The sequence below is a fragment of the Streptomyces sp. NPDC057638 genome, from assembly GCF_042800315.1.
Classification (GTDB): Bacteria; Actinomycetota; Actinomycetes; order Streptomycetales; family Streptomycetaceae; genus Streptomyces.
Genome location: NZ_JBHVHF010000272.1, coordinates 1 through 11,139, shown reverse-complemented (window position 1 = coordinate 11,139; position 11,139 = coordinate 1). Strand labels below are relative to the sequence as shown.

Below are 11,139 nucleotides of genomic sequence, written 5' to 3'. Positions count from 1 at the left end.
GCCCGGAGCATCCCGCTCCGGGCCGTCCGGCCTTGTCATGGTTACGGGACCTCCCGGGGGCACCGGTCGGTACGCGCGTGGCCCGGGGGCGCTCACCTGCCGTACGGGCGTGTCCTCGGTGAGTCCCGGGTGTAGTGCCCGGTGAGATCGTGTCCGCGGGGTCCCGCCTGGGCCGCGCCGCCCGGGTGGGTCCTGGGCGGAGCCTGGGGAGTCACCAGGGGCGCGCGGACGGAATCGGGCCCCTGGCCCCCGTACCGGATCAGGACCAGGCGGCGACCAGGTAGCCGACGCCGTAGGGAGCGTCGTCGTGGAGCAGGGAGCCGGTGAGGGACACGTCCTCGGCGGCGCCCGCGAGGATCTGCCAGGGGGCGCGGCCCGCCGCCTTGAGCTCGACCCCGAGGCGGGCGTCCAGGGCCGCCAGGGCGGCGATGTCGGCGTCACCCAGGGCGCGGGCGGCCAGGGCGTCGAAGGCGGTGGCGCGCTCGTCCAGATAGCCCGGGGCCTTCAGCGTGCGGCAGGCACTGCCGTCACCCATCACCAGCAGGGCGACCCGCTCGGCGCGGGCGGCGATCTCGCGCCCCACGGCCAGCGCGCGCTCCGGCGCGAGGCGCTCGTCGACGCCGAGTCCCTCCACGGGCGCGCCGGACCAGCGCACACGGTCGAGCAGCCAGGCACCGACGGCCAGGGAGGACGGCAGCGGCCGGTCCTGCGGCTCGCCCGTTCCCAGCCGTACGTCCAGGGGCACACCGAAGCCCCGGAAGGAGCCCCGGGCGCCCGCCCGGTGCGGCCCGCGGCCGTCCGCCGAGGCGGGGCCGACGACCAGGAGCAGCTCGGGCCGGGCGGCCGCCACGACGGCCAGGGCGTCGGCGCAGGCGGCCCTGGTGGCGTCCAGTTCGGGCGCCGCCCCGGCGGCGACCTCCGGGACCAGCAGCGGCGGACAGGGGCAGACGGCGGCGGCGACAAGCATGATCGGCAGCCTAGCCCGTGCCGGGCACGGCGCCGCGGCGGGTGGAGGCGCGGCGCCGTGGGGCGCTCAGCCCAGTCCGCAGGCGGGCGCGGCGGCGACCGGAAGCGGCGCGGGGGCGCCGATGGACGGCAGACCGAGCATCACCCCGGCGGGCTTGGCCGCGAGGGCCTCGCGCCGCTTCTGCCAGGCGTCGCCCGCCCGGGTGCGGCGGACGGCGGCGACGGGCCCCTCGGCGAGCAGATGGTGCGGCGCCGCGTAGGTGATCTCGACCGTGACCACGTCACCGGGGCGTACGTCCTGGTCCGGCTTGGTGAAGTGCACCAGCCGGTTGTCGGGGGCGCGCCCGGACAGACGGTGGGTGGCGCCGTCCTTGCGGCCCTCGCCTTCGGCGACCATGACCTCCAGGGTCCGGCCGACCTGCTTCTTGTTCTCCGCCCAGGAGATCTCCTCCTGGAGGGCGACCAGCCGCTCGTAGCGCGCCTGCACGACCTCCTTGGGGATCTGGCCGTCCATGGTCGCCGCGGGGGTGCCGGGACGCTTGGAGTACTGGAAGGTGAACGCGTTCGCGAAGCGGGCCTCGCGGACGGTGTGCAGCGTCTGCTCGAAGTCCTCCTCGGTCTCACCGGGGAAGCCGACGATGATGTCGGTGGAGATGGCGGCGTGCGGGATGGCGGCACGGACCTTCTCGATGATCCCGAGGAAACGCTCCTGCCGGTAGGAGCGGCGCATGGCGCGCAGCACGCTGTCCGAACCGGACTGGAGCGGCATGTGCAGCTGGGGCATCACGTTCGGCGTCTCGGCCATGGCGGCGATCACATCGTCGGTGAAGTCGCGGGGGTGGGGCGAGGTGAAGCGGACGCGCTCCAGGCCCTCGATCCGGCCACAGGCCCGCAGGAGCTTGCTGAACGCCTCGCGGTCACCGATGTCCGAGCCATAGGCGTTGACGTTCTGGCCGAGCAGGGTGATCTCCGAGACACCTTCGGCGACGAGGGCCTCGATCTCGGCGAGGATGTCACCGGGGCGGCGGTCCTTCTCCTTGCCGCGCAGCGCGGGCACGATACAGAAGGTGCATGTGTTGTTACAGCCCACGGAGATGGAGACCCACGCGGCGTACGCGGACTCCCGGCGGGTGGGCAGCGTGGAGGGGAACGCCTCCAGGGACTCGGCGATCTCGACCTGGGCCTCCTCCTGGACGCGGGCGCGCTCCAGCAGGACGGGCAGCTTGCCGATGTTGTGCGTGCCGAAGACGACATCGACCCAGGGGGCCTTGGTGACGATGGTGTCGCGGTCCTTCTGGGCGAGACAGCCGCCGACCGCGATCTGCATCCCGGGACGGCGGGTCTTCATGGGCGCGAGGCGGCCGAGATTGCCATAGAGCTTGTTGTCCGCGTTCTCCCGCACCGCGCAGGTATTGAAGACCACCACGTCGGCGTCGCCGTCGGCGCCTGCGGGGGCGCGCACATAGCCCGCCTCCTCCAGCAGGCCGGAGAGCCGTTCGGAGTCGTGCACGTTCATCTGGCACCCGTAGGTGCGAATCTCGTAACTGCGCTGAACGTCCACTACCTGGCTCCGGTCACTGCTGGTCATGGAACAAGGGTAGGTGGTGCCACGGACAGTTCCCGCCGGGCCGGGCTCCAGGGCTCGCCGCTAGGGGCCGCGGCGTGGCACGCCTCACGCCGTCCACGCGCCCCCGTCCCCGCTTCCCTGGAGACGCACCCCCGCTCCGCGCCCCCGCTTCCCTGGAGACGCACCCCCGCTCCGCGCTTCCCTGGAGACGCGCCCGCCGCGCCATGTCCTGACCTGGCCTGACCTATCGATGGGGCGTCCCGCGCGTTCACGGGCCGTCCCGCGCGCCGGAGAGGTCCTCGGCACCGGCGCGTACGACGCCGCGCAGCCACCGGTGGGCGGGATCGGTGTCGACGCGCGGATGCCAGACGATGCCGTACGCGAACGGGCGCAGCTCCTTCGGCGCCTCGGCGAGGCGGTAGGCGGGGCGGGACGCGTATCCCTGGGCGACGCGGCGCGGGACCGTGGCGATCAGCCTGGTGCCGGGCAGGGCGGCGGCCACGGCCGAGACGCATGATGCCCGCAGTCCGAAGGGTCGGCGCACACCCAGCTCGGCCAGTTGGCGCTCGGCCGGGCCCAGATCGCCGTCGGGGGCGGTGACGGCCGCCTGGGGGTGGCGCCGCAGGTCCGCCAGTGCCACCCGGTCGCCCGTGACCGGGTGGTCATGGGCGAGCAGACAGACGAAGTCCTCCTCGGCGAGGGGCTCCCAGAAGAGCGCCCGGGAGGGGCGTGCCCCGGTGACCGCCAGATCGGTCCGGCCGTGCTCCACGTCGGCCGCCGGGTCGTCGCCGTACGGGGTGATCTGGAGCGTCAGCCGGGGGGCCGCGCGGAAGGCGCGCCGGAAGAGCCCGGGGCCCAGCAGGGAGAGGGCGTCGTCGGCGCACTGGACGCGGAAGGCGCAGGTCGCGGTGGCGGGGTCGAAGGCGTGGCCCCGCAGCAGGGCTTCCAGGCGCGGCAGGATGTCGGCCAGCTCCCCCTGGATCTGGCGACCGCGCGGGGTGGGCTCGTATCCACGCCCGGCGCGTACGAGAAGTTCGTCCCCGAAGGTGTCGCGCAGTCGCTGGAGGGTACGGCTCATCGCGGACTGGCTGAGCTGGAACCGGTCGGCCGCGCGTGAGACGTGGCGCTCTTCCAGCAGAACGGCCAGGGCCTCCAGCAGGTTGAGGTCCGCGTTTCTGATATGCGTCACATACATACTGTAAGCACGCAAAATACGCAGAGCGGATGACCCGACGCCTTCGGTTTCTTGTGCGGTGGGCGAGCCGTGGCGGTGGGGCGACGGGCCCGCGCGGGCCCTTGGTGGGCGCATGCCGCCGTCCGGCGGACCGTTCCCGCAGGCAGAGCCGGGGGTTCCGCTCCGGCGCCGGGTCACCTGGCCCCCCGCGAACCCTCGCCAACCCCCGGAGCCACCTGGCAGGATCGCTCACATGTTCCCGAGCCTCCGCCGTCTCAGCCGCCGTCGCGCCCTCGTGGTGTCCACGGCGCTGCTGACGCTGCTCGGGGCCGCCCTCTGGTGGCTCTTCCCCTTCCGCGAGACCACCCCGAGCGGCTCGCTCACCTTCAGCACCGGCCTGCGGAACGGCGTGTACCAGCGTTACGGCGAAATGCTGAGGGACGCCCTCCACCGCGATCTGCCGGACGTGACGGTCCGACTCTCCGACAGCCATGGCTCCCGGATGAACCTGGAGCGGATCGCGAACGGCGACGCCGACTTCACCATCGCCACCGCCGACGCCGTCGCCGCGTTCCAGGACCAGCGGGGCACGAGGCAGCTGCGCGGCTGCGCCCGGCTCTACGACGACTACGTCCAGCTCGTCGTGCCCGCCGACTCCCCCATCGAGCGCGTCTCGGATCTGCGGGGCCGGAAGGTGGGTGTCGGGCAGCAGGGCTCCGGCGTCCGGCTGATCGCCGAGCGGCTGCTCCGGGCGGCGGAGATCGACCCGGCGAGCGACATCAGACCGGTCGACGCGGGCATCGACACCCTTCCCGAGAAACTCCGCGGCGGCGGGGTCGACGCGTTCTTCTGGTCGGGCGGGCTGCCGACGGGCGCCGTGGAGACGCTGGCCAAGAGCTACCCCGTCCGGCTGGTCCCCCTCGACCGGAAACTGGCCCTCAAGGTCATCAGCGACAGCGGGGGCGGTGTGGACGACGGGTACTACCGCCCGGCGGTGATACCCGCCGACGCCTACCACGCGTTGCGGCTCGCCGCCCCGGTGCCGACCCTGGCGGTCGCTAATCTCCTGGTCACCACGGACCGGGTGGACGACGCCCTGGTCGAGGGATTCACCCGTACCGTGATCAAGAGCCGGGACCGCATAGGCCGCACCGTCCACCCGGCCCAGCTGGTGGACCTGCGGACAGCGATCTACACCGATCCGCTCGACCTCCATGACGGGGCGAGGCGCTACTACGCCTCGGTCAAGCCGTAGCGACCTCGGGCCGGGCGGTTCGCCAGCCGGGCCCGCGCGACGGATGAGCGCCGGGGACCGACCCGCTCAGCGCCGGAGACCGTGGGCGTCAGGGGGGACGGGCGAGGTACGCGGCAGCGTCACCGTCACCCTCAGCCCCCGGGGTTCGTGGTGGGCATAGGTGATCCGGCCGCCGCCCGCCGCGAGCAGGGCCCGGGAGATGGAGAGCCCCAGACCGGAACCCTTGACGTTCTGATGGCGGCCGCTGCGCCAGAAGCGGTCGCCGACGCGGGCCAGCTCGTCATCGGTCAGCCCCGGACCGCCGTCGCTGACCACGATGGTGGAGGTGGTCCCCCACGAGGCCGTCTCCACCGTGACCGCCGCCCCGGCGGGGCTGAACTTCAGCGCGTTGTCGATCACGGCGTCCAGGGCGCTGGACAGGGCGACCGGATCGGCCCACGCCGTCACCGCACCGCCGGAGCCACTGAGCCGTACGCCCTTCTCCTCCGCGAGCGGACGCCAGGCGGCGACCCGTTCCGCCGCCAGTTCACCGATGTCGGTGAGGTGGAGCGAGGCGGAGGCGTGTTCGGCGAGCGCCAGATCGAGCAGGTCGTCCAGGACCCGGGCGAGGCGTTTGCCCTCCGTACGGACGGAGGCGATCTCCGCGTTGCCCTCCGGCAGTTCCAGGGCGAGAAGCTCGATCCGCAGAAGCAACGCGGCGAGGGGGTTGCGCAGTTGGTGGGAGGCGTCGGCGACGAAGGCGCGCTGCTGCTCCAGCGCCTCCTCGACATGGTCGGCCATCTCGTTGAAGGAGCGGGCCAGACGGCGGAGTTCCGGTGGGCCGCTCGCGGCCGCGACGCGCGAGTTCATCCGCCCGGTGGCGATGTCGTGCGCGGCTCCGTCGAGGACCCGTACCGGCTTGAGCACCCAGCCGGTGAGACGGAAGGCCGCCCCCACGGCCAGCAGCATGGCGCCGACCTCCCCCGCCACGATCAGCAGCCAGCCCTGGAGCACCCGGGCACGCAACTGGCCCGTGGGCGAGTCGGTGAGCACCACGGCGACGACATCCCCGTCCCGGACGACCGGGGACGCCACAGCCAGCCGGTGCCGCTGCCAGGGCCACACCTGGGCCGGATCCTGGCTGCGGCGGCCGGTCAGCGCCTCCTGGAAGGCGCCCCGGCCCGGCCCTTCCGCCGGCCCGGACCAGTTCCGCGGGGAGGTGGCCATGGCGCGGCCGTCGCGGTCGAAGACGCCCGCCCGGATCCCGTAGGTGGCGTGGTAGCGCTCCAGCTGTCGTCGCAGGGTGGCGCGCCGTTCGGCGTCCTCGGTCGACTCCGTCACGAACTGCGCCAGCGCGGCGAACCGTACGGTGTCATCGATCCGGTCGACGACGACGCGCTGCTGCTGGGCGGCGGCCAGGCTCACCGCGAGCGGAAAGCCGAGGGCGAGCAGCACGCCCGCCATGAGGACGATGAGCAGGGGCAGAAGTCGGGTACGCACCGGGGCGGCGGGGGGCTCAGGCGTCCGGGGCGACCAGGCGGTAGCCGACGCCGCGCACGGTCTCGATGAGTGCGGGCATCCGCAGCTTGGAGCGGAGCGAGGCCACATGCACCTCCAGGGTGCGCCCGGTCCCCTCCCAGCTGGTGTGCCAGACCTCGCTGATGATCTGCTCCCGGCGGAAGACCACGCCCGGCCGCTGGGCGAGCAGCGCCAGCAGATCGAACTCCTTCCGGGTGAGCTGCACCTCGGCTCCGTCCACGGTGACCCGCCGGGTCGGCAGCTCGACGGTGACGGTGCCCAGCTTGAGGGCGTCGTCGGAGTCGGCGGCCGCCTCGTCACCGGCTCCGGTGCGGCGGCTGACCGCGTGGATCCGCGCCAGCAGTTCCCCGGTGTCATAGGGCTTGACCACGTAGTCGTCGGCACCGAGGTTGAGCCCGTGGATCCGGGACCGTACGTCGGAACGGGCGGTCACCATGATCACGGGTGTGGAGGTGAGCTTCCGCAGCTTGCCGCAGACCTGGTAGCCGTCCTGGTCGGGGAGGCCGAGGTCCAGCAGGACGACGCCGAAGGGCGGCTTCCCGGGATGGGCGGCGGGCAGGACCGCGTTGAGCGCCTCCTCGCCGTTGCGGGCGTGCACCACATGGAATCCGTGCCGCGCCAGCACCGCGGAGAGAGCGGCGGCGACATGGTCGTCGTCCTCGACAAGCAGCAGCCTCAATGGCCCCCCTTCGATCGTCTCGTTCATCTGCGCTATCCGTCCCCTGAAGGGTGCACCCGGCCGTACCGTAACGACCCCCTCCGGTACGGCACGTTTCCGTACGGTCGGCTACCCCGGCACCAACCGGAATCCGGCCAGACACCCTCGTACCGCATCGCCGCGACCGTCCCGCGCGGGGCGGCTGGTCACGGGCCCTGGCGGCGGTACGGAATCCATCGGCCGAGGGGTACGGATTTAGTCGTCAACCCGACGACCGACCCACCCCCTCAGGGGGTACCAGGGCATGAAGACCGATGTCCGGCCGGGGAGTCAAGGGGCTGCCCACCCCACAGCGGTTTCCGTTATGCACCCGGTACGCCGGAGCGCACCCTCTTCACACACAGTGTCCGCTTGAAGCCATATCGTTATGCTCAATTTCCGCTCAGATGTAATGACGCTGGTCGCACCGCATCACTAGGGTCCTCCCAACCAAGGAGGACGGAGCGAGAGTCGTGAGCGGAGTACCCATGACCAAGGACGCCAAGGACGCTGTCCCGGCAGCGGGCGACCTGGTCGTGCTGAGCAACGTCAACAAGCACTACGGCGCGCTGCATGTGCTCCAGGACATCGACCTGACCATCGCCCGTGGCGAGGTCGTGGTCGTCATCGGCCCCTCCGGGTCCGGGAAGTCCACACTGTGCCGCACCATCAACCGGCTGGAGACCATCGACTCCGGCTCGATCGCGATCGACGGCAAGCCGCTGCCCCAGGAGGGCAAGGAGCTGGCACGGCTGCGGGCCGACGTCGGCATGGTGTTCCAGTCCTTCAACCTCTTCGCGCACAAGACCGTGCTGGAGAACGTGACGCTGGGGCAGGTCAAGGTTCGCCGTACGGAGAAGAAGGCGGCTGAGCAGAAGGCCCGCGCCCTGCTCGACCGGGTGGGCGTCGGCAGCCAGGCCGACAAGTACCCGGCACAGCTCTCCGGTGGTCAGCAGCAGCGCGTCGCCATCGCGCGGGCGCTGGCGATGGACCCCAAGGTCATCCTCTTCGACGAGCCGACCTCGGCACTCGACCCGGAGATGATCAACGAGGTCCTCGAAGTCATGCAGCAGCTCGCGCGCGACGGCATGACCATGGTCGTCGTCACCCACGAGATGGGCTTCGCCCGCTCCGCGGCGAACCGGGTGGTCTTCATGGCCGACGGCCGGATCGTCGAAGAGGCCACACCCGACGAGTTCTTCAGCAACCCGCGCAGCGACCGGGCCAAGGACTTCCTGTCGAAGATCCTGCACCACTGACGGATCACCCCCGACGACTCGGAGTCCACGGCGGCGCTCTCCCACTCCCTGAGCGCCCCCGTGGACGACCACCACCGCTGACCGACGAACCACGACGTAAAGGGATGCTCACCATGAAGCTCCGCAGGACATCTGTTGCCATCGCCACCGGTCTCGCCCTCTCGCTGGCGCTCACCGCCTGTGGTGGCGACAAGAGCGACTCGGGCAGCGGCGGCAAGAAGATCACCATCGGCATCAAGTTCGACCAGCCGGGGATCGGGCTGAAGACCCAGGACGGCAAGTACACCGGCTTCGACGTCGACGTGGCGACGTACGTCGCCAAGGAGCTCGGCTACAAGGCCGAGGACATCGAGTGGAAGCAGACTCCCAGCTCCGAGCGGGAGAACATGATCAGCAACGGTGACGTGAAGTTCATCGCCGCCAGCTACTCGATCAACGACAAGCGCAAGGCCCGGGTCGACTTCGCCGGTCCCTACCTCCTGGCCCACCAGGACCTGCTGGTCCGTGCCGATGACACCTCGATCACCAAGGCCGAGGACCTCAACTCCAAGAAGCTCTGCTCCGTCACCGGCTCCACCTCCGCGCAGAACGTCAAGGAGAAGCTCGCGCCCAAGGCCGACCTCCAGGAGTACGGCGGTTACTCCGAGTGCCTGACCGGCCTGGAGAACAAGGCCGTCGACGCGCTGACCACCGACGACTCCATCCTCGCCGGGTACGCGGCGCAGAAGGAGCACCAGGGCAAGTTCAAGCTCGTCGGCCTCAAGCTCAGCGACGAGTTCTACGGCGTCGGCCTGAAGAAGGGCGACACCAAGCTCCGCGAGGACATCAACAAGGCGCTGGAGAAGATGAAGTCGGACGGCGCCTGGGAGAAGGCCGTCGCCGCCAACTTCGGCCCGGCCGGCTACAAGAACGAGCCCGCGCCGGCGATCACCGAGAAGGGCTGAGCCAGCGGCGGGTGCCCCGGGCCGACCGATCCGGCTCAGGTTCCGGTCCAGGTTCCGGTTCCGGGCTCAGGTTCCGGTTCCGGTTCCGGTTCCGGCTCCGGGGCACCTGCCACGATCCAACCAGGAGAGATCGCGGGTCAACGTGTTCGACTTTCTTGATTCCGGGCAGTACGACCTGCTCGGCGCGTTCTGGGTGACGGTCAAACTCGCCCTCTACTCGGCCGTGGGTTCCCTGATCTGGGGCACCGTGCTGGCCGGGATGCGGGTCAGCCCCGTCCCCCTGATGCGGGGCTTCGGCACCGCGTACGTCAACGTGGTCCGCAATACCCCGCTGACGGTCGTCATCGTCGCCTGTTCCCTGGGACTCAGCCAGACCCTGGGGTTCTCACTCGGCGCCGACAACTTCAAGGACGCCGGCTTCCGGCTGGCCGTACTCGGTCTGACGGCCTACACCGGCACCTTCGTCTGTGAGGCGCTGCGTTCGGGCATCAACACCGTGCCCGTCGGCCAGGCCGAGGCGGCCCGCGCGCTCGGGCTCAGCTTCTTCCAGGTGCTGACGCTGATCGTGCTGCCCCAGGCGTTCCGCGCGGTCGTCGCGCCGCTGGCGAACGTCCTGATCGCGCTCACCAAGAACACCACGGTGGCGGCGGCGATCGGGGTGGCGGAGGCCGCGCTGCTGATGAAGGAAATGATCGAGAACGAGGCCGACGCGCTCTTCGCCGTCTTCGGCGTCTTCGCCTTCGGTTTCATCGTTCTCACCCTGCCCACGGGCCTGGTGCTCGGCTGGGTGGCCAAGCGTGTGGCGGTGAAGCGATGACATCCGTGCTGTACGACGCCCCCGGCCCCAAGGCCAAGCGGCGCAACATCCTGTACACCGTGGCCTTCCTGGCGCTGCTGGGGCTCGCGCTGTGGTGGGTTCTCGCCACCATGGCGGAGAAGGACCAGCTCGCGGCGGAGAAGTGGAGCCCGTTCGTCGAGGACAGCAAGGTGTGGACCACCTTCCTGCTCCCCGGCCTCTGGGAGACGGTCAAGGCCGCCGCGCTGGCCGTGGTGATCGCGCTGCCGCTCGGCGCGATACTCGGCATCGGCCGACTCTCCGACCACGCCTGGATCCGCACCTCCGCGGGTGTCGTCGTCGAGTTCTTCCGCGCCATCCCGGTGCTGCTGCTGATGATGTTCGCGAGCGCGGCCTTCGTCCAGTTCTCGAACGTCGACTCCGATCTGCGGCCGATGTACGCGGTGGTCACCGGACTCGTCCTCTACAACGCGTCCGTGATCGCCGAGATCGTCCGCGCGGGCATCCTGGCGCTGCCCCGGGGACAGACGGACGCCGCCCAGGCCATCGGTATGCGCAAGGGCCAGACCATGACCTATGTGCTGCTGCCGCAGGCGGTGACGGTAATGCTCCCCGCGCTGGTCAGCCAGCTCGTGGTCATCGTCAAGGACACCGCGCTCGGTGGGGCGCTGCTCGGGCTGACCGAGCTGATGTCCCAGACCCGTGCCATCACGGCCAACTACGGCGCCAACACCATCGCCGCCCTGACCGTCGTGGCCCTGATCTTCATCGTGCTCAACTCCGCTCTCACCTCCCTCGCGAACTGGCTGGAACGCCGTTTGCGCCAGGCCAAGAGGGGCACCGGCGCCGTGCTGACCGGCGAGGCGGTCGATGGGGGCGGTGCGGCATAGATCTGACCCCCGGCACCGGCCGGCGGACCCTCCACATGGTCCATCGGCCGTACCCGAGGGAGGGGCGGTGGCG

The 11,139-nt window shown here is 71.0% G+C and carries 10 protein-coding genes; 5 read left to right on the top strand and 5 right to left on the bottom strand.

Going from position 1 to position 11,139, the window contains the following annotated elements; all coding sequences use genetic code 11:
* Nucleotides 1-259: 259 nt before the first annotated feature.
* The 3 genes from ACFVIM_RS27625 to ACFVIM_RS27615 form a co-directional block, all read right to left on the bottom strand.
* Nucleotides 260-967, bottom strand: a complete 708-nt coding sequence (locus tag ACFVIM_RS27625; protein ID WP_384306662.1) for a class III extradiol dioxygenase subunit B-like domain-containing protein — start codon at nucleotides 965-967, stop codon at nucleotides 260-262.
* Nucleotides 968-1,033: 66 nt separating this feature from the next.
* Nucleotides 1,034-2,554, bottom strand: a complete 1,521-nt coding sequence (gene miaB, locus ACFVIM_RS27620; protein WP_384306659.1) for a tRNA (N6-isopentenyl adenosine(37)-C2)-methylthiotransferase MiaB — start codon at nucleotides 2,552-2,554, stop codon at nucleotides 1,034-1,036.
* Nucleotides 2,555-2,801: 247 nt separating this feature from the next.
* Nucleotides 2,802-3,722, bottom strand: a complete 921-nt coding sequence (locus tag ACFVIM_RS27615; protein WP_384306657.1) for a LysR family transcriptional regulator — start codon at nucleotides 3,720-3,722, stop codon at nucleotides 2,802-2,804.
* Nucleotides 3,723-3,960: 238 nt separating this feature from the next.
* Here ACFVIM_RS27615 and ACFVIM_RS27610 point away from each other — a divergent pair, with 238 nt between their 5' ends.
* Nucleotides 3,961-4,962 (top strand): TAXI family TRAP transporter solute-binding subunit, encoded by a 1,002-nt coding sequence (locus ACFVIM_RS27610; protein ID WP_384306655.1) that lies wholly within the window; start codon nucleotides 3,961-3,963, stop codon nucleotides 4,960-4,962.
* 66 nt (nucleotides 4,963-5,028) lie between these two features.
* On the opposite strand, the gene ACFVIM_RS27605 is transcribed toward ACFVIM_RS27610, so the two are convergent.
* Both ACFVIM_RS27605 and ACFVIM_RS27600 read right to left on the bottom strand, forming a co-directional pair.
* Nucleotides 5,029-6,441 (bottom strand): ATP-binding protein, encoded by a 1,413-nt coding sequence (locus ACFVIM_RS27605; RefSeq protein WP_384306652.1) that lies wholly within the window; start codon nucleotides 6,439-6,441, stop codon nucleotides 5,029-5,031.
* A gap of 16 nt (nucleotides 6,442-6,457) precedes the next feature.
* A complete protein-coding gene (locus ACFVIM_RS27600; protein WP_384306668.1) occupies nucleotides 6,458-7,159 on the bottom strand; it encodes a response regulator transcription factor in 702 nt (233 codons plus the stop codon).
* A gap of 506 nt (nucleotides 7,160-7,665) precedes the next feature.
* Here ACFVIM_RS27600 and ACFVIM_RS27595 point away from each other — a divergent pair.
* The 4 genes from ACFVIM_RS27595 (at nucleotide 7,666) to ACFVIM_RS27580 (ending at nucleotide 11,066) form a co-directional block, all read left to right on the top strand.
* The gene (locus ACFVIM_RS27595; RefSeq protein ID WP_384306665.1) at nucleotides 7,666-8,436 is read left to right on the top strand and encodes an amino acid ABC transporter ATP-binding protein; all 771 of its coding nucleotides are present in this window, start codon (nucleotides 7,666-7,668) and stop codon (nucleotides 8,434-8,436) included.
* A gap of 113 nt (nucleotides 8,437-8,549) precedes the next feature.
* Nucleotides 8,550-9,380: a transporter substrate-binding domain-containing protein gene (locus tag ACFVIM_RS27590; RefSeq protein WP_384306649.1), complete on the top strand. Its 831-nt coding sequence runs from the start codon at nucleotides 8,550-8,552 to the stop codon at nucleotides 9,378-9,380.
* 142 nt (nucleotides 9,381-9,522) lie between these two features.
* Nucleotides 9,523-10,197, top strand: a complete 675-nt coding sequence (locus ACFVIM_RS27585) for an amino acid ABC transporter permease (protein ID WP_384306646.1) — start codon at nucleotides 9,523-9,525, stop codon at nucleotides 10,195-10,197.
* On the top strand, nucleotides 10,194-11,066 hold the full coding sequence (locus tag ACFVIM_RS27580) for an amino acid ABC transporter permease (RefSeq protein ID WP_384306643.1): 873 nt from the start codon (nucleotides 10,194-10,196) through the stop codon (nucleotides 11,064-11,066). Before ACFVIM_RS27585 ends, ACFVIM_RS27580 begins: the two co-directional genes overlap by 4 nt.
* The last annotated feature ends 73 nt before the right edge of the window (nucleotides 11,067-11,139 follow it).